This is a genomic window from Enterobacter sp. WP_7_1 (assembly GCF_003688535.1).
GTDB classification, from domain to species: Bacteria; Pseudomonadota; Gammaproteobacteria; order Enterobacterales; family Enterobacteriaceae; genus Enterobacter; species Enterobacter asburiae.
The window spans coordinates 573,808-596,481 of record NZ_REFK01000001.1; the positions used below are offsets into that span (position 1 = coordinate 573,808).

The 22,674-nt window shown below is 57.3% G+C and carries 24 protein-coding genes; 11 read left to right on the forward strand and 13 right to left on the reverse strand.

Going from position 1 to position 22,674, the window contains the following annotated elements:
* Positions 1–41: 41 nt before the first annotated feature.
* Positions 42–1,367 (reverse strand): 30S ribosomal protein S12 methylthiotransferase RimO, encoded by a 1,326-nt coding sequence (gene rimO, locus BJ885_RS02815; protein ID WP_023310913.1) that lies wholly within the window; start codon positions 1,365–1,367, stop codon positions 42–44.
* Between the two features lie 216 nt (positions 1,368–1,583).
* On the opposite strand from rimO, the gene bssR reads away from it, so the two are divergent.
* A complete protein-coding gene (gene bssR, locus BJ885_RS02820) occupies positions 1,584–1,967 on the forward strand; it encodes a biofilm formation regulator BssR (RefSeq protein ID WP_023310914.1) in 384 nt (127 codons plus the stop codon).
* Positions 1,968–2,074: 107 nt separating this feature from the next.
* A complete protein-coding gene (locus tag BJ885_RS02825; protein WP_121931138.1) occupies positions 2,075–3,193 on the forward strand; it encodes a PQQ-dependent sugar dehydrogenase in 1,119 nt (372 codons plus the stop codon).
* On the opposite strand, the gene BJ885_RS02830 is transcribed toward BJ885_RS02825, so the two are convergent.
* Entirely contained in the window at positions 3,194–3,820 is a 627-nt protein-coding gene (locus BJ885_RS02830; RefSeq protein ID WP_054830335.1) for a glutathione S-transferase family protein, read from the reverse strand.
* Between the two features lie 240 nt (positions 3,821–4,060).
* Here BJ885_RS02830 and dacC point away from each other — a divergent pair, with 240 nt between their 5' ends.
* Positions 4,061–5,266, forward strand: a complete 1,206-nt coding sequence (gene dacC, locus BJ885_RS02835; protein ID WP_032661393.1) for a serine-type D-Ala-D-Ala carboxypeptidase — start codon at positions 4,061–4,063, stop codon at positions 5,264–5,266.
* Positions 5,267–5,333: 67 nt separating this feature from the next.
* Here dacC and deoR read toward each other — a convergent pair whose 3' ends face one another.
* The 3 genes from deoR to BJ885_RS02850 form a co-directional block, all read right to left on the reverse strand.
* Positions 5,334–6,092, reverse strand: coding sequence for a DNA-binding transcriptional repressor DeoR (gene deoR, locus BJ885_RS02840; protein ID WP_029739929.1), 759 nt, complete (start codon positions 6,090–6,092; stop codon positions 5,334–5,336).
* 67 nt (positions 6,093–6,159) lie between these two features.
* Positions 6,160–6,768, reverse strand: coding sequence for an undecaprenyl-diphosphate phosphatase (gene ybjG / locus BJ885_RS02845; RefSeq protein ID WP_029739928.1), 609 nt, complete (start codon positions 6,766–6,768; stop codon positions 6,160–6,162).
* A 7-nt stretch (positions 6,769–6,775) separates the two neighbouring features.
* A complete protein-coding gene (locus tag BJ885_RS02850) occupies positions 6,776–7,504 on the reverse strand; it encodes a phosphatase PAP2 family protein (RefSeq protein ID WP_121931139.1) in 729 nt (242 codons plus the stop codon).
* A gap of 168 nt (positions 7,505–7,672) precedes the next feature.
* On the opposite strand from BJ885_RS02850, the gene BJ885_RS02855 reads away from it, so the two are divergent.
* Positions 7,673–8,905, forward strand: a complete 1,233-nt coding sequence (locus BJ885_RS02855) for an MFS transporter (RefSeq protein WP_029739435.1) — start codon at positions 7,673–7,675, stop codon at positions 8,903–8,905.
* A gap of 89 nt (positions 8,906–8,994) precedes the next feature.
* On the opposite strand, the gene BJ885_RS02860 is transcribed toward BJ885_RS02855, so the two are convergent.
* Both BJ885_RS02860 and BJ885_RS02865 read right to left on the reverse strand, forming a co-directional pair.
* The gene (locus tag BJ885_RS02860; protein ID WP_029739436.1) at positions 8,995–9,807 is read right to left on the reverse strand and encodes a Cof-type HAD-IIB family hydrolase; all 813 of its coding nucleotides are present in this window, start codon (positions 9,805–9,807) and stop codon (positions 8,995–8,997) included.
* Positions 9,797–11,011 (reverse strand): MFS transporter, encoded by a 1,215-nt coding sequence (locus BJ885_RS02865; RefSeq protein WP_121931140.1) that lies wholly within the window; start codon positions 11,009–11,011, stop codon positions 9,797–9,799. The genes BJ885_RS02860 and BJ885_RS02865 overlap by 11 nt, the downstream gene beginning before the upstream one ends.
* Positions 11,012–11,092: 81 nt before the next feature.
* On the opposite strand from BJ885_RS02865, the gene BJ885_RS02870 reads away from it, so the two are divergent.
* The gene (locus BJ885_RS02870; RefSeq protein WP_121931141.1) at positions 11,093–11,644 is read left to right on the forward strand and encodes a TetR/AcrR family transcriptional regulator; all 552 of its coding nucleotides are present in this window, start codon (positions 11,093–11,095) and stop codon (positions 11,642–11,644) included.
* Here BJ885_RS02870 and BJ885_RS02875 read toward each other — a convergent pair.
* The 5 genes from BJ885_RS02875 to BJ885_RS02895 form a co-directional block, all read right to left on the reverse strand.
* The gene (locus tag BJ885_RS02875) at positions 11,641–12,411 is read right to left on the reverse strand and encodes an SDR family NAD(P)-dependent oxidoreductase (protein WP_121931142.1); all 771 of its coding nucleotides are present in this window, start codon (positions 12,409–12,411) and stop codon (positions 11,641–11,643) included. The two genes, BJ885_RS02870 and BJ885_RS02875, sit on opposite strands and share 4 nt — an antisense overlap.
* 118 nt (positions 12,412–12,529) lie before the next feature.
* Positions 12,530–12,961, reverse strand: a complete 432-nt coding sequence (gene arsC, locus BJ885_RS02880; RefSeq protein ID WP_121931143.1) for a glutaredoxin-dependent arsenate reductase — start codon at positions 12,959–12,961, stop codon at positions 12,530–12,532.
* 12 nt (positions 12,962–12,973) lie between these two features.
* Positions 12,974–14,263 carry an arsenic transporter gene (locus BJ885_RS02885; RefSeq protein WP_059346400.1) on the reverse strand — a complete coding sequence of 430 codons (1,290 nt, stop codon included), beginning with the start codon at positions 14,261–14,263 and terminating at the stop codon, positions 12,974–12,976.
* Between the two features lie 40 nt (positions 14,264–14,303).
* Complete coding sequence (locus BJ885_RS02890; RefSeq protein ID WP_121931144.1) at positions 14,304–14,624, reverse strand: metalloregulator ArsR/SmtB family transcription factor; 321 nt, start codon at positions 14,622–14,624, stop codon at positions 14,304–14,306.
* A 254-nt stretch (positions 14,625–14,878) separates the two neighbouring features.
* Positions 14,879–16,564, reverse strand: coding sequence for an aspartate:alanine antiporter (locus BJ885_RS02895; RefSeq protein WP_121931145.1), 1,686 nt, complete (start codon positions 16,562–16,564; stop codon positions 14,879–14,881).
* Between the two features lie 273 nt (positions 16,565–16,837).
* On the opposite strand from BJ885_RS02895, the gene BJ885_RS02900 reads away from it, so the two are divergent.
* On the forward strand, positions 16,838–17,212 hold the full coding sequence (locus tag BJ885_RS02900; protein ID WP_121425695.1) for an inner membrane protein YbjM: 375 nt from the start codon (positions 16,838–16,840) through the stop codon (positions 17,210–17,212).
* Between the two features lie 30 nt (positions 17,213–17,242).
* Here BJ885_RS02900 and BJ885_RS02905 read toward each other — a convergent pair whose 3' ends face one another.
* Positions 17,243–17,512: a GrxA family glutaredoxin gene (locus BJ885_RS02905; RefSeq protein WP_006809455.1), complete on the reverse strand. Its 270-nt coding sequence runs from the start codon at positions 17,510–17,512 to the stop codon at positions 17,243–17,245.
* Between the two features lie 184 nt (positions 17,513–17,696).
* Between BJ885_RS02905 and nfsA the strand changes: the two genes are divergently transcribed.
* From nfsA to potG, 5 genes are all read left to right on the forward strand, one after another.
* Positions 17,697–18,419 (forward strand): nitroreductase NfsA, encoded by a 723-nt coding sequence (nfsA, locus tag BJ885_RS02910; protein WP_121931146.1) that lies wholly within the window; start codon positions 17,697–17,699, stop codon positions 18,417–18,419.
* Between the two features lie 69 nt (positions 18,420–18,488).
* Positions 18,489–19,391 carry a 30S ribosomal protein S6--L-glutamate ligase gene (gene rimK, locus BJ885_RS02915; protein ID WP_024907857.1) on the forward strand — a complete coding sequence of 301 codons (903 nt, stop codon included), beginning with the start codon at positions 18,489–18,491 and terminating at the stop codon, positions 19,389–19,391.
* A 63-nt stretch (positions 19,392–19,454) separates the two neighbouring features.
* Positions 19,455–19,931 (forward strand): YbjN domain-containing protein, encoded by a 477-nt coding sequence (locus BJ885_RS02920; RefSeq protein ID WP_121931147.1) that lies wholly within the window; start codon positions 19,455–19,457, stop codon positions 19,929–19,931.
* A gap of 351 nt (positions 19,932–20,282) precedes the next feature.
* On the forward strand, positions 20,283–21,395 hold the full coding sequence (potF, locus tag BJ885_RS02930; protein WP_023335062.1) for a spermidine/putrescine ABC transporter substrate-binding protein PotF: 1,113 nt from the start codon (positions 20,283–20,285) through the stop codon (positions 21,393–21,395).
* A gap of 143 nt (positions 21,396–21,538) precedes the next feature.
* On the forward strand, positions 21,539–22,672 hold the full coding sequence (gene potG / locus BJ885_RS02935; RefSeq protein ID WP_183128604.1) for a putrescine ABC transporter ATP-binding subunit PotG: 1,134 nt from the start codon (positions 21,539–21,541) through the stop codon (positions 22,670–22,672).
* Positions 22,673–22,674 lie beyond the last annotated feature (2 nt).

Below are 22,674 nucleotides of genomic sequence, written 5' to 3' on the forward strand. Positions count from 1 at the left end.
CTCGCCCCTTTGGGATGAGGGCCGGGGTGAGGGGAATGTAATTAAACCCGGCTACCCCACAGGTCATACTCGTCCGCGTTTTCAACCTTCACGCGAATAATATCACCCGGCTTAACGTTGGTTTCGCCGTTCAGGTACACCGCGCCGTCGATCTCAGGGGCGTCCGCCATGCTGCGGCCAATCGCGCCTTCTTCGTCCACTTCGTCAACGATGACCATGATCTCGCGGCCTACTTTTTCCTGCAGACGCTCGGCAGAGATCTGCTGCTGCAGCTGCATGAAGCGGTTCCAGCGCTCTTCTTTCACCTCTTCCGGCACCTGGTCCGCCAGCTCGTTGGCGGTTGCGCCTTCTACCGGGCTGTACTTGAAGCAGCCTACGCGGTCCAGTCGCGCTTCTTTCAGGAAGTCGAGCAGCATCTGGAAGTCTTCTTCGGTTTCACCCGGGAAGCCGACGATGAAGGTGGAGCGCAGGGTCAGATCCGGACAGATCTCGCGCCACTGCTTGATGCGCGCCAGCTGGCGATCAACGGAGCCAGGACGCTTCATCAGCTTCAGGATACGCGGGCTGGCGTGCTGCAGCGGGATATCCAGGTACGGCAGAATTTTGCCTTCCGCCATCAGCGGGATCACATCGTCAACGTGCGGGTACGGATAGACGTAGTGCAGACGCGTCCAGATACCGAGCTTGGACAGCTGCTCGCACAGGCCGACCATGCTGGTTTTCACCGGCTCGCCGTTGTGGAAACCGGAGCGGTGCTTAACGTCCACGCCGTAAGCTGAGGTGTCCTGGGAGATGACCAGGAGCTCCTTCACGCCCGCGTCGGCCAGACGTTTAGCTTCCGCCAGCACTTCGCCAATCGGACGGCTCACCAGATCGCCACGCATGGACGGGATGATGCAGAAGGTGCAGCGATGGTTGCAGCCTTCGGAAATTTTTAAGTAAGCATAGTGGCGCGGCGTCAGCTTCACGCCCTGCTCTGGCACCAGGCTCAGGAACGGGTTGTGCTTTGGTTTTGGCACGTAGTGATGAACATGTTCCAGCACCTGCTCGTAGCTGTGCGGGCCGGTGATCTCCAGCACCTTCGGGTGCACTTCGCGGATCTGGTCTTCTTTCGCGCCCAGACAGCCGGTAACAATCACTTTGCCGTTTTCCGTCAGGGCTTCACCGATGGCTTCCAGTGACTCCTGAACCGCGCTGTCGATAAATCCGCAGGTGTTCACGATCACCATATCGGCGTTGTCGTAGCTTGGCACCACGTCATAGCCCTCGGTGCGCAGTTCGGTCAGGATGCGTTCGGAATCCACGAGGTTTTTCGGGCAGCCCAGGGAAACGAAGCCGATTTTCGGCTGGTGCGTAACATTGCTCATAGGTTAAAAATTCATCAATTATGGAGTTATCAGGGCGGGATTTTACAGCGTATCGCGGGGGATTTATACACTCTTTGCAAGGCGGATGACTCGGGCAGACGTTGTAACATTGTAAATAATGTTAATCAGTTAATAAAAATTGATCCCAGGCATTAAACTGTACAAAAAATGAACTTATCCTGACTATGCACAATGGCTGACAGAGGAGGAAAGAGCATGACCGTTGACAGACTAAAACGCGATCTGCTTAACAAGCTGATCAACGCCCGAATCGACCTCGCCGCGTACCTGCAGTTGAGGAAGGCGAAAGGGTATATGTCAGTCAGCGAAAGCGAACATCTGCGTGATAACCTGTTTGAACTTTGCAATTTCATGCGTGAAAAAGCACCGACCCTGAAGGCGAAATACGGCGAAAGTGAGCTGATCGCCCTGCGCCGCGCCGCTGAGGTGCTCTCCATCGCTGGGGTATGTTTGATGAATGGACGCCACGACTGCCCGAATTTTATCGCTGTTAACGCGGAGAAGCTTGAAAACTGCCTGACCACGCTCTCTCTATGCATCATGTGCCTGAACGAGCACGAGAAGCTTGAACAGCACTGAGCCCAGGGGGAGGCAACTCCCCCTTCTGATTAAGCTTTTGTAAAAGTGGTAACGCGCCCGGATGCAGTGGCTAACCTTTAAGCCATATGCCGATAAAGGAGCGCGTTATGCCTCGATCCTCGCTAATTTTCCTGCCTGCGTTGTTCATTCCGTTTTCGCTTCTTGCCGCGCCAGAGACGGTCAAGGTTGAGGTGCTGCAAAATAAACTCGATCACCCCTGGTCCCTGGCGTTTCTGCCGGACAATAAAGGCCTATTGGTGACCCTGAAGGACGGCCAGCTCAAACGCTGGCAGGCCGGAAAAGGGCTATCCGATCCGATTGTCGGCGTGCCGAAGGTCTGGGCAAACGGTCAGGGAGGATTGCTGGACGCGGTCCTGGCCCCGGATTTTGAAAAATCGCGCCGCATCTGGCTGAGCTTCGCCGAAGCAGGGAGTGACGGCAAAGCCGGAACGGCGGTGGGCTATGGCCGATTGAGCGACGATCTGACGCGCATTGAAGCCTTCCAGGTGGTGTTCCGCCAGATGCCGAAACTCTCCACCGGAAACCATTTTGGTGGGCGACTGGTGTTCGACGGCAAAGGCGCGCTCTTTATTGGACTCGGCGAGAACAACCAGCGTCCGACGGCGCAGGATCTGGATAAATTGCAGGGTAAAGTGGTGCGCCTCACCGAAGACGGGAAAGTGCCGCCGGATAACCCCTTTGTGAATACCCCCGGCGCGCGACCCGAAATCTGGTCCTACGGTATTCGCAATCCGCAGGGGATGGCGATGAATCCATGGAGCGACGCGCTGTGGCTGAACGAGCACGGCCCGCGCGGCGGGGATGAGATCAACATCCCGGAGAAAGGAAAGAACTACGGCTGGCCGCTGGCGACGCACGGCATTAACTACAGCGGTCTGAAAATCCCGGAAGCCAAAGGCGAGCACGTTGAGGGAACCGAAAAACCGCTGTTCGTCTGGAAAGTGTCACCTGCCGTGAGCGGCATGGCGTTCTACAACAGCGACGTTTTCCCGCAGTGGAAAAACAAGCTGTTTATCGGCGCGCTGAAGGAAAAGGACGTTATCGTGCTGAGCGTGGACGGCAATAAGGTGACGGAGGACGGGCGAATTCTGGGCGATCGGGATAAACGTATTCGCGATGTGCGGGTGGGGCCGGACGGCTATTTATATGTGCTGACCGACGAGACGGACGGGCAGCTGTTAAAAGTCAGCCCGTCCGGTGCGTAATCAGGTGACCGGGATCATCACCACGTTGCGGTACGCCGGGCGATCGCTCAGCTGTTTTAGCCAGCGCTCAAGATGAGGGCGCGGCGTCCACTTCAGGCCCATATTGGTCAGGTTCCAGACGAACGGCGCCACGGCGATATCGCCCACGCCGAACGCCTCACCGGAGAACCAGGCGTGCTTCGCCAGTTCTTCATCCATCATCGCAAACAGGTTTTCGCAGGCGTCCTGGGCGGCATGAATGGCGGGATAGTCGCGTTCGGCTTCCGGCGTACGGATAAGCCCCATCAGGATCACGCGGTGGGTGGGGGAAAGCGTCTGGTTCGCCCAGTCCATCCACTTTTCGCCCTGAGCGCGACGGGCCGGGCTTTCTACCCACAGGCGGCCCTGACCGTACTGGGCGGCGAGGTAGCGGACAATGGTGTTGGACTCCCAAAGCGTCGCGTCGGTTTCATCATCGCGCAGCAGCGGCACCAGGCCGTTCGGGTTCATGGCCAGATAGTCGGCCTCTTTGTTCACGCCGAACGACATGCCGGCCATGATTTGATTGAACGGTAAATCCAGCTCCTCGAGCGTCCAGAGCACTTTCTTAACGTTGGTCGAGTTGTTCCTGCCCCAAAGCGTAATCATATTTACTCCTGATGAGATGTGAATCCGGGTCAGCTTTCGCCATGGTGAGATAAACCTAACAATTACGCAACAGAAGACAAAAAAATCGTCTGAATCAAAGCGTATCTGAATGTTATTGCATAAACTTTAATAACTTTACCCTCGTTGGGTTTCTTTAACCGTTTTAGTGCGCTATTACTCATCGCTTCTTGCGACACGGTGATGTGACGTAATTTTTGAATGGACACTCGGGTGGCATTTATGACGCGTAAAATGACTTCTCTGCGCAGCCTTGCGACAGGCTCTGCGCTCCTTTTCCTGTTTGCACCAACTCTCTATGCAGCTGAACAGGCTGCACCCGAAGCGCCGCCTGTGGATGCGCGCGCCTGGATCCTGATGGATTATTCCAGCGGTAAAGTGCTGGCGGAAGGGAATGCGGATGAGAAACTCGATCCGGCAAGCCTGACCAAAATCATGACCAGCTACGTGGTCGGCCAGGCGCTGAAAGCGGGCAAGATCAAGCTGGACGATATGGTCACCATCGGGAAGGATGCCTGGGCCACCGGCAACCCGGCGCTGCGGGGCTCTTCCGTGATGTTCCTGAAGCCGGGGGATCAGGTCTCCGTTTCCGATCTGAACAAAGGGGTAATTATTCAGTCGGGAAATGATGCTTGCATCGCGCTGGCCGATTACGTTGCCGGCAGTCAAGATTCTTTCATTGGCTTGATGAATGGCTACGCGCAGAAACTGGGCTTAACCAACACCACGTTCAAAACGGTTCACGGTCTGGATTCGCCGGGACAGTTCAGTACCGCGCGCGACATGGCGCTGCTTGGGAAAGCGCTGATCCACGACGTGCCGGATGAATACGCCATCCATAAAGAGAAAGAGTTTACCTTCAATAAAATCCGCCAGCCGAACCGCAACCGCCTGCTGTGGAGCAGCAACGTTAACGTGGACGGGATGAAAACCGGCACTACGGCGGGCGCGGGCTATAACCTGGTGGCCTCCGCGACCCAGGGCGACATGCGCCTGATTTCGGTGGTGCTGGGCACCAAAACCGACCGTATTCGCTTTAATGAGTCAGAAAAACTGCTGACCTGGGGCTTCCGCTTCTATGAAACCGTGACGCCGATTAAACCGGATGCCACGTTCGTCAGCCAGCGCGTCTGGTTTGGCGACAAGAGTGAAGTCAATCTCGGGGCGGGTGAAGGCGGCTCGGTGACCATTCCGCGCGGTCAGCTGAAAAACCTGAAGGCCAGCTATACTCTGACCGACCCGCAGCTCACGGCGCCGCTGAAAAAAGGCCAGGTGGTCGGGACGATTGATTTCCAGCTAAACGGTAAGTCGATTGAACAGCGTCCGCTGATTGTAATGGAAGCGGTGGAAGAGGGCGGCTTCTTCAGCCGGATGTGGGATTTCGTGATGATGAAATTCCACGGATGGTTTGGCAGCTGGTTTAGCTAAACCTTATGGGTTTTCTCCCTCTCCCTGTGGGAGAGGGCCGGGGTGAGGGCATCAGGCCACACCCCTCTTAATACATCAACTTCACCTGCTGCGCCTTCGCGTGGGCCACAATCTCGTCGTCCGGGCGGCAGTCGCTGACGATGGCGTCAAACTGCGCCAGCTCGCCCATTCTTGCCGAACGTACCTTGCCAAACTTGCTGTGATCGACCACCAGCACATGATACTGCGCCGCGCTTAACGCCCAGTGTTTCACCGGCAGCTCTTCCAGGTTAAAGCAGGTCGCACCCTGACGCACGTTGACGCCTGCGGCGGAATAAAACGCGATATCCGGGCAGAGATTGCTGAGCGTGTCGTGCAGGTTAAGCGGCTTAAAGATGGCGTTGCTGGCGTGAAACTCGCCGCCGCAGAGAATAACCCGGCACTCGGGTTTCTCCTGAAGCGCCAGAAAGGTGTTCAGGGAGTAGCACACGGCGGTAAAAGGGATGCTGCTGTCGATGGCTTCGATAATCCACGGCGTGGTGGTTCCGCAGTCAAAAAACAACGTCTGGTGCGGCTGTACCAGTGAGGCCGCAAGCCGGGCGGCTTTGCGTTTCTCTTCCACCAGGCGCGTCTTCTGGTCGCTGATCAGGTAATGGCTGGCGCTACGCGGCTCAAGCACAATATACCCGCCCAACAGCACGACGGGCGCGCTTTCGCTGTTCAGATCCCGACGAATGGTCATCTCTGAGACGCCGAGGAGGTTGGCGGCTTCCTTAAGATGCAGCTTATCGCTGCGCTTCAGCGCCTGTAGCAGCTGAGCAATGCGGTCATCGCGACGTGTTTCCATAGTTCCTCGGGATAAAAAAGTGAACCCCCGCAGGGCGGGGGTTCAAGTGTAACCTGTCAGGTTGGGGTTAGTCACGTATCCAGCCTTTGCGGATCGGGATAGCGAAAATGGCGCGATAGAGCGAAGACAGCGTGCGGTAGAGCGCTTCACCGAAGAGGCTCCACAGGATAGCCGCGCTCACGCAGCCAATCAGCCCGACCAGGAAACCGCCCACCATATCCAGCGGCCAGTGAACGCCCAGGTAAACGCGAGACCAGGCGATTGCCAGGGCCGCCACCATCAGGACCGCACCGGACCACAGGCGATGCCAGAACAGGAAAGCCAGCGCGAAGGTGAAGATTACCGTACCGTGATCGCTCGGGAACGAGTCATCCGGCGCGTGGTGCAGGAAGGTATAGCCGACATGATCGACAAAAGGACGATCGTGCGGGAAGGCGTGACCCAGAATGTAGCTCAGCAGTACGCTTACCCCGAGCGCCATCGCCACTTTAATCACCAGCTGACGCTGCGCCTTCACCTGGCTGCGGGGCCCCCACAGCCAGAGAATCGCAGCCAGTGCAGGCACGATGCTGATCAGATCTTTTGCCAGAAAGGTGGCAAAATCGATCGTCCACTCAGGCGAGGCTGGCGTGGCGTTGATCAGATAAAACAGCTGATAATTCAGATTCTCTAACATAGCGTTATCACTCTTTAGCAAACCGGGTGGAAATGAGTCCGTAGACAACCACCTGGGAAAACCAGACCCACCACCCGGCCCACAGGTTGTGAGAGAAAAAATGCGCCCCGCGCATGACCTGGCCATAGCCCATCGCCAGACCTAACACCACGCCCAGCGCGACGAAGCACCAGGCGAGACGCGGACGCTCGCGCCAGAAGGCAAAAAACAGCCCCATCACCATAAAGCCGCTGGAGGCATGACCGCCGGGGAAACAGCGCCCCGGACCGCTGTCAGCAGGGACGGCGCTGAACAGGGGATAAGACATAGCCTTACCGCCATATTCCACCAGATCCCACGGGCAGCTGTGATGGCTCACGCTTTTCAGCACGCCTACCACCAGCGCGCCAACGCCCATCAGCAGCGCCGCCGTGACCAGCCTTGCGTTACGCTTGTAGGCGCCGTAAAACAGCGCCACGGCGCCTAAGGCGATGGCAATGTACTTCGCCAGACGGTGGTTCAGCAGATCCAGCAGGTGGTCCTTCTGCAGCGGGAAGCTCTGCGTTGCCGCGTCATACCAAAAGCCAGTGATCCACCTGTCGAGCGCTTCATTGCGCGATAGCCATGTAAACACCACGGCAAGGGCGATCAGTACGAAAAGCTGATAACCATAAAAGCGGGTCGGCAAGCGGTAAAGTCGTTTTGTCTTATTTGTCTGTAAGTTAGACAATTCTGAACGGCTGGAGGTGAGTGCCATAATTTGGGATCGTTGACGAGTAATCGGGCTATCATAAAACTGTCAACTTAAGGAAACCTTAAACGAAGACGATATGTGCTTTATTTCTGTTTATCCTCGATAAATCACTATCTCGGGCTGCGGCATTTCATTAAACTCGTCGCGATTTTGTCATTATAAAGAGATTGCATGTTAAACCGTTCTTCTTCTGGTTCACGTCTGGGTCGTCAGGCGTTGCTTTTCCCTCTGTGTCTGGTGCTCTACGAATTCTCTACCTATATCGGCAACGATATGATCCAGCCCGGTATGCTGGCCGTTGTGGCGCAGTACAACGCGGGAATTGAGTGGGTACCGACCTCCATGACCGCCTATCTGGCCGGCGGCATGTTTTTACAGTGGCTGTTAGGCCCGCTGTCGGATCGTATTGGCCGTCGTCCGGTGATGCTCACGGGCGTGGTGTGGTTTATCGTCACCTGTCTCGCCACGCTGCTGGCGCAAAACATTGAACAATTTACCCTGCTGCGCTTCCTGCAGGGGGTGAGTCTATGTTTTATCGGCGCCGTGGGGTATGCCGCCATTCAGGAGTCGTTTGAGGAGGCGGTGTGTATCAAGATTACCGCGCTGATGGCGAACGTGGCGCTGATCGCCCCCTTACTCGGGCCGCTGGTGGGTGCCGCGTGGGTGCACGTTGCGCCGTGGGAAGGGATGTTTGTGCTCTTTGCGCTTCTCGCCGCCTTCGCGTTCTTTGGCCTGCACCGGGCGATGCCGGAAACGGCCACCCGCATCGGCGAGAAACTCTCGCTGAAAGAGCTGGGTCGGGATTACAAAGAGGTGCTGAAGAATGGCCGCTTTGTGGCGGGCGCGCTGGCGACCGGGTTCGTTAGCCTGCCGCTGCTGGCGTGGATCGCGCAGTCGCCGGTCATTATCATCAGCGGTGAAAAGCTCAGCAGCTACGAGTATGGCCTGCTGCAGGTGCCGATCTTTGGCGCGCTGATTATCGGTAACCTGGTGCTGGCACGTTTGACGTCACGCCGGACCGTGCGTTCCCTGATTATCATGGGCGGCTGGCCGATTGCGGCAGGGCTGATTCTGGCTGCGGTGGCGACCGTCGCGTCATCCCACGCCTATCTGTGGATGACGGCGGGTCTCAGCCTCTATGCCTTCGGAATTGGCGTGGCCAACGCCGGGCTGGTGCGCCTGACGCTGTTTGCCAGCGAGATGAGTAAAGGCACGGTGTCAGCAGCGATGGGGATGCTGCAGATGCTGATTTTTACCGTCGGTATTGAGGTGAGCAAACATGCCTACGCGATGGGCGGCAACGGGCTGTTCAGCCTGTTTAACCTCGCCAACGGCGTGCTGTGGGTTGGCTTAATGGTGGTGTTCCTGAAAGACAAGCGCGTCGGAAACGCCCTGCAACCTTAATTCTTATTCCCTCTCCCTGTTGGCGAGCACGGAACAGTCCCCTCTCCCTGTGGGAGAGGGCTAGGGTGAGGGCATCAAACCGCACGGTATCAATTAAACGGCGCTTCCCCTTTCAGCACCTTCTCAATCACGTCTAAAACGCCTTCATCGTTATTATGCGGCGCTTCAAAACGCGCGGCCGCTTTAATATGCGGTCTGGCATTCGCCATCGCAAAGCTGAACCCGGACTGGCGCAGCATCTCCACGTCGTTGCCGCTGTCGCCGAAGGCCACCACTTCGCTATCGTCAATGCCCCAGCGCTTTTGCAGGATCCGCAGACCGTTGGCTTTATGCACGCCGGGGATAATCAGGTCGATACTGCCGTGGCCGGTGGTGACGGGGACCATGATGTCACTCAGCTTTTCATGCAGCAGCGCCTGAATACGCGGAATTTCATCGTCAGACACGTTAAGCCCGAACTTAAAGAAAATATCGTTCAGATTGTCGAAATCGCTGACCATTTCGAGGCGGTGGTAATACTTCGCCGCGATATCCTTAAAGCCCTCGTCATAGCATTTCAGCGTGTACGCGCTGCTTTTCCCGCAGGCGATAATCTCAATGCCTGGAACCTCGTTTAACACGTTCGCGACGGTCTCGAAATGGGCTTTCGACAGTTCGCCGTTAAAGACATCTTCACCTTCGCTTACGACCCAGCCGCCGTTCTCCGCGACGAAGGCAATCTCATGCGCAATCTCCGGGAAAAAGGAGATCAGCTGGTAATACTGGTTGCCGCTGGCGACCACGAAGCGTATGCCTTGCGCCTTCATGCGGGCATACTGCGCCAGAAAGCGCGGGCGATTATAGGTCTTGGCATCGCTCAGAAAAGTACCATCCATGTCGACGGCGATCAGTTTAACGCTCATATCCCTTCTCCAGTGTCGTTTGATTCGTTTCCGGCTTTGCCACCGCGCGCGCCACCAGCGCCGCGATGATGACCAACCCTAACACCACCAGCATGGCGCTGCGCAGCCCGTAGTGCTCGCCGAGGAAGCCGAGCAGCGGCGGCCCGACCAGGAAGGCGAGATAGCCCGTGGTCGCCACCACGCTGACGCGCGTCGGGGCATCCGGGCCGGTATCGCTGGCGGCAGAAATGGTCAGCGGGAAGCCGAGCGACGCGCCCAGTCCCCAGAGGATCACCGAGACGCCGGCAATCCAGTCCACATCCACAAAGATGATCATCGCGATACCCAGGCCGCCCAGCAGGGCGCTGGCGCGCACCACCGCCACGCGGCTGTAGCGGTCGATAAACCAGCCGCCGGTGAAGCGCCCGACGGTCATCCCCAGCGTAAACCCGGCGTAAATCAGCGAGCCGGAGGTCGGGCTAAAGCCGTGACCGTCGACCATCAGCAGCGGCAGCCAGTCGTTGGCGGAACCTTCGGCGAACGCCATCGCCAGCACCACCACGCCGATCAGCATCAGTTGAAAATCGCGGTAGAAGGGCAGCCCTTTTTCAGCCGAGTGCTGTTCGTCAGCGGAGTTCTTACCGGTGCCGTCCGGGATGGCCCGGATGCCGGTCAGGATAGGAATGATGCACACCAGCGCCGCAAGCAGGATATGCAGATTCGCGCTCACGCCGGTGGCCGTCAGCGCCATCCCCACGCCCGCTCCGGCCAGCGTGCCGAGGCTGTAAAAACCGTGCATCATCGGCAGTACGGTTTTATTCATCTCACGTTCGACCGCCGCCCCTTCTACGTTGATGGCAACTTCAGCCGAACCGAAGCTGCCGCCGAATACCGTCAGGCCAAGGGCGAACAGCAGCGGCGAGGCAAACCACAGCGCCACGCTCAGTATCCCCATCCCGAACACGGCAAAGCACATGGTGGTGCGGATCACCGCTCGCGTACCAAAGCGCTTTACCAGCCACGCGGAGCAGAGGATGCCGCTCATGGAGCCTATCGACAGGCCGAACAGCACGATGCCCATCTCGGCGGTAGAAACGGACAAAATATCGCGAATAGCGGGGGTGCGCGTGGCCCAGGAGGCCATCAGCAGTCCGGGAATAAAGAAGAACATAAACAGCGCCCACAGGCGTCGCTGCAGGGCTTTACGGGGGGAGGTCAGCGTCATTGGGGTAGCACCAGAAGTACAACAATAGCGACAACACTAGCAAGTTTGTGTACATTTGTACACAAACCACGTGAGGAATTTATGAGCAGACCACCGAACGATCCGCATCGCAGGGAAAAGATCCTGCAGGCAACGCTCGATACTATCGCCGAGCACGGTATTCACGCCGTCACGCACCGTAAAATCGCCACCTGCGCGGGCGTGCCGCTTGGGTCGATGACCTACTATTTCGACGGCATGGAGACGCTGCTGGAGGAGGCCTTCACGTGGTTTACCCGGCAGATGTCGCAGCAGTACCGGGATTTCTTCGCCGGCGTTACCGGGCCGGAAATGGCGTGCGAATCTATCACCACGCTGATCCACAGCTCGCAGGTGACCACGCCGCACAACATGGCGCTGATGTATCAGCTCTACGCCTTTATGCACCGCAGCGCGGCGCTCAAAACGGTTATGCAGGACTGGATGAAGATGAGCCAGACCACGCTGGAGCAGTGGTTCGACCCGGTCACCACCCGCGCGCTGGACGCGTTTATCGAAGGGATGACGCTTCACTATGTCACCGACCGGGCGCCGTTAACCCGCGAAGAGATCCGGGCGATGGTGGGCAGGATTGCGGGCGAGGGCGGCCGCTAGGTTGCGCCCGCGGTCATATTGACGGTGGTTCCCGTCATAGCGCCTGCCGCATCTGAGGCCAGAAACGTAATCGTGTCTGCCACCTGTGCCAGCGTAGGTAGGCTATGCGTCAGGGTACTTTGCGCGGCACCGCCGAGAAACTGCTCAACCGTAATCCCCATCGCCTGCGCCTTCGCGGCGAAAATGGTCCCCACATACGAACCCGCCTGCACCGCGTCGGCTATCGCGTGTGAACGCACGCACAGCACGCGAATATTGTGTGTCCCCAGCTCAGCCGCAAGGGCTCGGGTCAAGGCCTCCGTTCCCGCGCAGCCGACGATATGCCCGAGATGGCCCGCCATTGTCATAGTGGCGGCGGGGGCGACGACGGTAATTATGGTCCCGCCATGCTCGCCGCCCATGCGGGGCGACGCGGCTTTTGCAATGTTAAAGTACGCGGCCAGGAAGGGGTCGAAACCCTGCCTGAACTCGCCGAGCGTTAACGCCTCAAGGCGTTTACCCTGATCGTGCATAAAGCCCGTGGCATTGACGACGACATCAATGCGGGCAAGGTCCGGGAGCTGCGAGGAATCATCGAGCGCATCGAACATAAAGGTGCTGGCAGACCCTCCGGCGGCGCGAATACGGCTGGCGACCTGCTCCAGCCTGACGTGGTCACGCGCGGCGAGGTACACATCCGCCCCTTCACGCGCCAGTGCGTGCGCCGCTGAGCTGCCGATGGCGCCGCTGCCCCCGAAGATGACGGCGGTTTTGTTTTTCAAGCCCATACCTGCATACCCTCACCAGGATTAATCCTCAGAAGTATGTGCCGGGTTTCGGCTGATGCAACCCGGCCGGTGGGTGAGGTATGCGGCTGGCAGGCCTTACTACGCCATTATCAACGGGTTACTTTGGCGAGATTTTTTTCCCGCTGGCTTCCACCACGGCTTCGCCATCTTCTTTCGTAAATGCCCCTTTCTGCACATCGGGCAGGATATCGAGGACGACTTCAGACGGGCGGCACAGGCGGGTACCCAGCGCCGTCACCACGATCGGACGGTTAATCAGAATCGGGTGCTGCAGCATAAAATCGATAAGCTGGTCGTCGGTGAAGCTGTCGTCGGCAAGGCCGAGCTGTTCATAGGGCTCCACGTTTTTACGCAGCAGGTCCCGCACCGAAATGCCCATATCGGCAATCAGGGTGGTCAGCTCATCGCGCGACGGCGGGGTTTCCAGATAGAGGATAATCTCTGGCTCCGTGCCGCTGTTGCGGATCATCTCCAGCGTGTTGCGCGACGTGCCGCAGGCGGGGTTGTGGTAAATGGTGATGTGGCTCATATCAATGGCTCATTACAGTGTGAAGGAGAGACGTAGCGCCAGCGCGGCGAGCGTCACAAACAGGACCGGCAGCGTCATGATGATGCCCGTCCGAAAATAGTAGCCCCAGGTGATCGTCATGTTTTTCTGCGCCAGCACGTGGAGCCAGAGCAGGGTGGCGAGGCTGCCGATAGGCGTGATTTTCGGCCCCAGATCGCAGCCAATCACGTTAGCGTAAATCATCGCTTCCTTGATCAGTCCCGTCGCCGTACTGCCTTCAATGGAGAGCGCGCCAATCAGCACCGTGGGCATATTGTTCATTATGGATGACAGGAACGCGGTGATGAATCCGGTCCCCAGCGTGGTGGCCCACAGCCCGTGTCCGGCCAGGCTATCCAGTACGCCGGAGAGATATTCCGTCAGCCCGGCATTGCGCAGGCCATACACCACCAGATACATCCCCAGCGAGAAGATGACGATCTGCCACGGCGCGCCGCGCAGCACTTTTCCGGTGTTTATCGCATGTCCGCGTTTTGCGACAGCGAATAAAATCAGCGCGCCGACGGTCGCGATGGCGCTGACCGGAATGCCGAGAGGTTCAAGCACAAAGAAACCGACGAGCAGAAGGAGCAGGACGAGCCAGCCCGTTCTGAACGTCGGGAGATCGTGAATGGCCCGCGCGGGCTCGCGGAGTTTTGCAAGGTCATATTCCGGGGGAATTTCCTTGCGGAAGAAGAGATGCAGCATCATCAGCGTTGCGGCAATGGCGGCGATATCTACCGGGATCATCACCGAGGCGTATTCGCTGAACCCCAGCTTAAAGAAGTCTGCCGACACGATGTTGACCAGGTTGGACACAATCAGCGGCAGGCTGGCGGTATCGGCGATAAAACCCGCCGCCATCACAAACGCCAGCGTGGCCTGCTTGCTGAACCCCAGCGCCAGCAGCATGGCGATGACGATAGGCGTCAGGATTAGCGCCGCACCGTCATTGGCAAACAGCGCCGCCACGGCTGCGCCCAGCAGCACGATATACGTAAACAGCAATCGCCCGCGACCGTTCCCCCAGCGGGCAACGTGCAGCGCCGCCCACTCGAAAAAGCCGGACTCATCCAGCAGCAGGCTGATGATGATGACGGCGATGAACGTTGCCGTGGCGTTCCAGACGATATTCCACACGACCGGTATATCGTTAATGTGAATCACGCCGCTGGCCAGCGCCAGTACGGCGCCAATGCTGGCGCTCCAGCCGATACTGAGCCCTTTGGGCTGCCAGATGACCAGTACCAGCGTAAACAGAAAAATTGCCCCTGCCAGAAACATCCTTTACTCCGTTATATCTGTTTTTGTGAATGTGTTTTAATCAGCATGAGCCCGGAACCCGGTTTTTTAGCTTCATGCGCGTCTCTTCCCGCAGACAGTTCCAGCTGGTGTCGATAACGGTTGCCGCCCAGGCAGGCATGTTGGGAGAGAGACGGTAATGGACCCATTTCCCTTCGCGGCGATCGATAACCAGCCCGGACTCGCGCAGCAGTGCCATGTGGCGGGAGACCTTCGGCTGCGACTCGGTGGTCGCGGAACAGAGATCGCAAACGCACAGCTCCCCCGCTTCACGGAGCAGCATGACGATGGCGAGCCGCGTTTCGTCGGAGAGGGTTTTGAAGAGCTGGAGCGGGTGGAGCATGGGAGTTCCTGTGGGTGTGGTTTTTTATATGCGTTTAATCATATATGTTTTGATTGCAGGATAGAAGCGGAGATGAGAGGTAAGGGAACTTCAGGCAACAAAAAACCCATCAACCTTGAACCAAAACGGCGGGGTTGATGGGCTCCACAAATTGGGGACATCAAAGAAAAGCAGTGGCACTAGTTATGACTGCCCCCTGATAAAAAAGTTCTGCGCGTAACGAAAATAATTTTCCCCGCGCGCAAACTTAGGAGTTATCCGAGTCCCGGCCAGATGATAACGATCAGCGTACCCGCCAGCGTAAGCAGTACGTTAGCGATAGCGTACGTGCCCGCATACCCCAGCGCCGGGATGTTGCTGCGTGCGGTATCGCTGATGATTTCCATCGCAGGCGCACAGGTACGCGCGCCCATCATTGCCCCGAAGAGCAGGGCGCGGTTCATGCGCAGCACGTAGGCGCCGAACAGGAAGCAGATCACCACCGGCACCAGGCTAACGATAAGTCCGGAAACCAGCATCTGCCAGCCGACGGCGCCCAGGCTGTGGCCGATACCGCTGCCCGCGCTTAAGCCTACGCCCGCCATAAAGACCATCAGACCGAACTCTTTCACCATGTTCAGCGCGCCCTGCGGAATGTAGCCGAAGGTAGGGTGGTTCGCTCGCAGGAAGCCCAGCATGATCCCGGCAAACAGCAGCCCGGCGGCGTTACCGATGCCGAAGCTAAAGTTGCTGAACTGGAAGGTGATCATCCCGATCATCAGGCCAACAATAAAGAAGGCGCAGAAGGCCAGCAGATCGGTGACCTGGCTGTGAATGGAGATAAAGCCGATGCGGTCGGCAACGGTTTTCACGCGTCGCGCGTCGCCGCTGACCTGCAGAACGTCGCCTTTGTTGAGCACGACGTTATCGTCGATAGGCATCTCAATCTGGCTGCGGATCACGCGGTTGAGGAAGCAGCCGTGGTCGGTCAGCTTCAGCTGCGCCAGACGGCGACCCACGGCGTTATGGTTTTTCACCACGATCTCTTCGGTGACGATGCGCATGTCGAGCAGGTCGCGGTCGAACACCTCTTTGCCGTTACGGAAGCTCGGGTCGAGACGGGCGTGGGCATCCGGGTAACCCACCAGCGCGATGTCGTCGCCCATCTGCAGCACCGCGTCGCCGTCCGGGTTCGCCAGAATGCCGTTACGGCGGATACGTTCGATATAGCAGCCCGTCTGGCGGTAAATCCCCAGCTCGCGCAGGTTTTTGCCGTCAGCCCATGCCACCAGCTCTGGCCCGACGCGATAGGCGCGGATCACCGGGAGATAGACTTTACGTTTGGAATCGGTATCGAGACCGCGCTCGCGGGCGATTTGCTGGGCGCTGGTCTGCAGATCCTGGTGCTGCAGTTTTGGCAGGTAACGTGCACCAACGATCAGGCTCACCAGACCAATCAGATAGGTCAGGGCATAGCCCAGGCTCAGGTGGTCGAGCGCGTTAGAGAGCTGCGCGCCGGCCATGCCGGAATGGCGAAGGGTATCACCGGCACCCACCAGCACGGGGGTAGAGGTCATGGAGCCTGCCAGCATACCGGCCGTTAACCCGATATCCCAGCCAAACAGTTTACCCAGCCCTAAGGCGATCAGCAGCGCGCTGCCGACCATCACCAGCGCCAGCATCAGATAATTTTTGCCGTCGCGGAAGAAAATTGAAAAAAAGTTCGGTCCTGCTTCCACGCCAACACAAAAAATAAACAGCATAAAGCCTAAGTTGAGCGCGTCCGTGTTAATGCTGAAGTGCTGCTGGCCTAATAATAAGGAGACGACTAAAACGCCAATGGAATTACCAAGTTGAACTGAACCCAGGCGCAATTTACCCAGGCAAAGGCCCAGCGCCAGTACCACAAATAATAACAGGATGTAATTCCCATTTAACAAGTCTGCGACGTTTATATTCACGGAGGCTAACTTCTTGTTTACCAGTAAGTTGTTGAATGAAAGGACTTTTTGGGCTACTGTTTTCTGGGTCAGGGAAAGGCGTTAACGCTCCCTGTTTCCTGCTTTATTCCCTAAAACATTAGCTGGCGTGTAGTTTAATCGCATTAGCTACTGACAGCTACTGATTATCGCATCACCCTGTGCGTACTTTGGCAAGGATTGCCGCACTGCTTTATCTGACTGGGCGTCTACCCGACGAAGGTATATTTGATAGAGATAAGTCAGGAGGATAGTTTGAACATTAAACGAAACTGGGCGGGGGTGATCAGCTGCTTTTTGCTGTTCACCGTCGTGTGCATGTCGCTCGCTTTTAATGTGAAAGGGGCATTCAGGGCGTCGGGCCACCCGGAGCTGGGGCTGCTCTTTTTTACGCTGCCGGGTGCCGCGGCCAGTTTTCTCTCCCGTAAAGGGGAGGTGGCGAAACCGCTGCTGGGCGCCATACTGGCCGCACCACTGTGTCTGCTGCTGATGCGCTTGCTGTATGTGTCGACGAGAAGTTTCTGGCAGGAGCTGGCGTGGTTGCTGAGCGGCGTCTTCTGGTGCGCCCTTGGCGCGCTGTGCTATTTGTTTGTGTGCAGTCTGATTAAGCATCGACGGCACCACAATTAAAAACGCCCTCAGGGTGAGGGCGTCTTAGCATTACTGAGCGGCAAACAGGCCCAGATGTTCTTTGGCGTAAGCTTCGAAGTCAGTGCAGCCGCCGATGTGTTTCTGATCGAGGAAGATCTGCGGTACGGTTTCAACCGGCTTGCCGACGGTTTTTTCGAGATCCGCTTTGGTGATGCCTTCCGCGTGGATATCCACGTAGCGGAAGTTGAAGTCATCGCGCTCTTCGGTCAGTTTCTCAGCCAGCTCTTTCGCGCGCACACAGTAAGGGCACCCTGGACGACCAAAAATTACTGCAAACATTTCTCTCTCCTCAAAAAACAAGCCTGACGGCGAATAGGACATATAGTGCCCGATAACCTGCCGCCATTAAAGAAGGTTTCGCCTGTCGCTTTGATACAGTCAGGCTATGTTTCGCCAATTACACCGCGCAAATCATTGCCTATACTGGCTGGCATAAGGTTTAAGCAAGACAAAGAGAGACAAGATGACACCAACGATTGACCTGCTCCGTTCCCACCGTTCCATTCGCCACTTCACCGATGAGCCGATTACCGAGGCGCAGCGTGCCGCGATTATCGACAGCGCCAGGGCGACCTCCAGCTCCAGCTTCCTGCAGTGCAGTTCCATTATCCGCATCACCGACCCGTCCATGCGCGAGCAGCTGGTCACGCTGACCGGCGGGCAGAAGCATGTGGCTCAGGCGGCGGAGTTCTGGGTGTTCTGCGCCGACTTTAACCGCCACCTGCAGATCTGCCCGGAGGCCGAGCTGGGGCTGGCCGAGCAGCTGCTGCTGGGCGTGGTGGATACCGCGCTGATGGCGCAAAACGCCTTCACGGCGGCGGAGTCGCTGGGGTTAGGCGGTGTCTACATCGGCGGCCTGCGTAACAACATCGAAAGCGTGACCGAGCTGCTGAAGCTGCCAAAACACGTGCTGCCGCTGTTCGGCCTGTGCCTCGGCTGGCCTGCGGATAACCCGGACCTGAAGCCGCGCATTCCTGCGGCGATGCTGGTGCACGAAAACCACTACCAGCCGGTCGATCAGGACGTCCTGAATCAATATGATGAAGAGCTGGCGAACTACTACATGACGCGCGGCAGCAATAACCGCCGTGATACCTGGACTGACCATATTCGTCGCACCATCATTAAAGAAAATCGCCCGTTTATTCTTGATTACCTCCACAAACAGGGATGGGCGACGCGATAGTCCATTCCTCCTGCGCTTGCCTGCGTATATGATACGCAGGCTTTTTCCATGTCTTCAGAGAGGTGCAGGGTGAAAATTGCCATATTGTCCCGGGATGGAACGCTCTATTCATGTAAACGCCTGCGTGAGGCGGCGGCGAAACGCGGGCATCAGGTTGAGATCCTCGACCCGATGTCCTGCTATATGAACATCGACCCGGCCGCCTCGTCGATTCACTACAAAGGCCGCAAGCTGCCGCACTTTGATGCGGTGATCCCGCGCATCGGCTCCCAGATCACCTATTACGGCACCGCCGCGCTGCGCCAGTTCGAGATGCTGGGCAGCTATCCGCTCAACGAATCTGTCGCCATATCCCGCGCCCGCGACAAGCTGCGCTCGCTGCAGCTGCTCGCCCGTCAGGGGATCGATCTCCCCGTCACGGGTATTGCCCATTCACCTGACGACACCAGCGATCTTATCGACATGGTGGGCGGTGCGCCGCTGGTCATCAAGCTGGTGGAAGGTACGCAGGGCATTGGCGTGGTGCTGGCGGAGACGCGCCAGGCGGCGGAGAGCGTGATTGACGCCTTTCGGGGACTGAATGCCCACATTCTGGTGCAGGAGTACATCGAAGAGGCGAAAGGGCGCGACATCCGCTGCTTCGTGGTCGGCAATGAAGTGGTGGCGGCCATTGAGCGCCAGGCGAAAGAGGGCGATTTCCGCTCTAACCTTCACCGGGGCGGCATTGCAAGAATCGCTGATATCAGCGACCGGGAGCGGGAAATTGCCGTCAAAGCGGCGCAAACCCTGGGGCTGGACGTGGCGGGCGTAGATCTTCTGCGGGCGACGCGCGGGCCGCTGGTCATGGAGGTGAATGCCTCGCCGGGGCTGGAAGGCGTGGAAAAAACCACAGGTGTCGATATTGCGGGTAAAATGATCTCATGGATCGAGCGTCATGCCACGCCGGGTTACTGTCTGAAAACGGGCGGTTAAATGGTATTGAACGCACTTTTTGCGTAATCTATGCGAAGTTTTTATTGAAGAGGCTGCACAGCGATGGATTTACAGGTCGTACCTACACTGGATACGTTACGTCAATGGCTTGATGATGCCGGAATTACGTTCTTCGAATGCGATTCCTGCCAGGCGCTGCATCTGCCTCATATGCAGAATTTTGACGGCATTTTCGATGCCAAAGTCGATCTCATTAACGACGTGATCCTTTTCTCCGCGCTGGCCGAAGTGAAGCCGTCTGCGCTGCTGGCGCTGGCCTCCGACCTGTCGGCGATCAACGCCAGTTCTTTGACGGTGAAAGCATTTCTCGACATACAGGATGATAATCTGCCAAAACTGGTCGTTTGCCAGTCTTTATTCTCCGGTGCCGGGCTGTCGTTCAAGCAGTTCTCCGCGTTTATGCGCTTGAGTGAAGAGCAAATTTCCATGGTCATGATGGAAGCCAATGCACACCATCTGCTGTATAGCGCGGAAGATGATGCAGAGAATAATGATGCATCTCCCAATTTTCTTCACTAACCCTGTCTGACTTTTGCGCAGTCGCTGCCATAGCGGCTGCAGAAGGCCATTTTTTCTGCTGCTTTTAACCTTTCTTTAAAGAATTTTTCACCTCCCCGAAGGCCGTTTCGGCTTATCACGTAGACATAACCTGCATAAAAAATTGATAAAAGGCGTTTTTTCGTCTGGGCTATAGCCGGAGACACGGGCTACAGTTATTCTTGCGGTGCTTAAAAAAGCGAGCGGAAACTGCCGGGTAAAGAGGTTTCTTTTTATTTTGGGCAGAGCGACAAACTATGCATGATTATTGCATATCTTCAGATTGCACAGTTTTAGTTCGTTTGTTAACGAGCTTTCAGAAGGAATAAAGATATGATCGCCTTGAATAAAAAATGGTTATCGGGTCTGGTTGCGGGTGCTCTGATGGCCGTCTCTGCCGGCACGCTCGCTGCGGAACAAAAAACGCTGCACGTTTACAACTGGTCTGACTATATCGCGCCGGACACGGTGGCGAATTTTGAAAAAGAAACCGGCATTAAAGTGGTCTACGACGTTTTCGATTCCAACGAAGTGCTGGAAGGAAAACTGATGGCGGGCAGCACCGGGTTTGATCTCGTGGTGCCTTCTGCAAGCTTCCTCGAGCGCCAGCTGACGGCAGGCGTCTTCCAGCCTCTGGACAAGAGCAAGTTACCGAACTGGAAAAACCTCGATCCGGAAGTGCTGAAGCTGGTGGCGAAGCATGACCCGGACAACAAATACGCCATGCCTTACCTGTGGGCGACCACCGGCATCGGCTACAACGTTGATAAAGTCAAAGCGGTGCTGGGCCCGGACGTCAAGCTGGACAGCTGGGACGTAGTGCTGAAGCCGGAAAACCTTGAGAAGCTGAAAAGCTGCGGCGTCTCCTTCCTCGATGCGCCGGAAGAGATTTTCGCCACCGTGCTGAACTACCTGGGCAAAGACCCGAACAGCAGTAAAGCCGATGATTACACCGGCCCGGCGACCGATCTGCTGCTGAAGCTGCGTCCAAACATTCGTTACTTCCACTCGTCTCAGTACATCAACGACCTGGCGAACGGCGACATCTGCGTCGCGATCGGCTGGGCAGGGGACGTGTGGCAGGCGGCTAACCGCGCGAAAGAGGCGAAGAACGGCGTGAACGTCTCTTACTTCATTCCGAAAGAGGGGGCGCTGGCCTTCTTTGACGTCTTCGCGATGCCGGCTGATGCGAAAAACAAAGACGAAGCCTATCAGTTCCTCAACTACCTGATGCGTCCTGAGGTGATCGCCCACATCAGCGACCACGTTTACTACGCGAACGGTAACAAGGCCTCCGTGCCGCTGGTAAGCGAAGAAATCCGTAACAACCCGGCTATCTATCCGCCGGCGGATGTGTTCGCCAAGCTCTTCACCCTGAAAGTTCAGGATCCAAAAATTGACCGCGTGCGTACCCGCGCGTGGACCAAGGTGAAAAGCGGTAAATAACGGCGTTGGGTATTGTTGCCCGGTGGCGCTGTCGCCTACCGGGCCTGTACAACCCGTAGGCCGGGCAAGCATTAGCGCCGCCCGGCGATGCGCACCCTGACGGTGCGTTTGCACCAGTACTGATCTATGCCGGAGAACACCCCGTGAATGACGCGATCCCCCGCCCGCAGGCGAAAGTCCGTAAAGCGCTGACCCCGCTTCTTGAAATTCGTAACCTCACCAAATCTTTCGATGGCCAGCATGCCGTGGACGACGTCAGCCTGACTATCTATAAAGGCGAAATTTTTGCCCTTCTGGGGGCTTCTGGCTGCGGAAAATCGACCCTGCTGCGTATGCTGGCCGGTTTTGAACAGCCCACCGCCGGGCAAATCATGCTCGATGGCGTGGATCTCTCCAGCGTGCCGCCGTATCAGCGCCCGATTAACATGATGTTCCAGTCTTACGCGCTGTTCCCGCACATGACGGTGGAGCAGAACATCGCCTTTGGCCTGAAGCAGGACAAGCTGCCGAAGGCCGAAATAACCGCGCGCGTGGCCGAAATGCTGAGCCTGGTACACATGCAGGAGTTCGCGAAGCGTAAGCCGCACCAGCTCTCCGGCGGCCAGCGCCAGCGCGTGGCCCTGGCGCGCAGTCTGGCAAAACGTCCGAAATTATTGCTGCTCGATGAGCCGATGGGGGCCCTGGATAAAAAACTGCGCGACCGTATGCAGCTCGAAGTGGTGGATATCCTCGAGCGCGTGGGGGTGACCTGCGTGATGGTGACCCACGACCAGGAAGAAGCGATGACCATGGCCGGGCGTATCGCGATCATGAACCGCGGGAAGTTCGTGCAGATCGGCGAGCCGGAAGAGATTTATGAGCACCCGACCACCCGCTACAGCGCGGAGTTTATCGGCTCGGTCAACGTCTTCGAAGGGCTGCTGAAAGATCGTCAGGAGGATGGGCTGGTCATCGAATCGCCGGGGCTGCAGCATCCGCTTAAGGTCGATTCTGATAACTCCGTGGTGGACAACGTGCCGGTCTACGTCGCGCTGCGTCCGGAGAAAATCATGCTCTGTGAGGATCCGCCTGCGGATGGCTATAACTTTGCCGTGGGCGAAGTGGTGCACATTGCCTATCTGGGCGACCTGTCTATCTACCACGTGCGGCTGAAAAGCGGGCAGATGCTCAGCGCACAGCTGCAGAACGAACATCGCTACCGCAAGGGGCAGCCAACATGGGGTGACGAAGTGCGCCTGTGCTGGGATGCTGACAGTTGCGTCGTGCTGACGGTATAAGG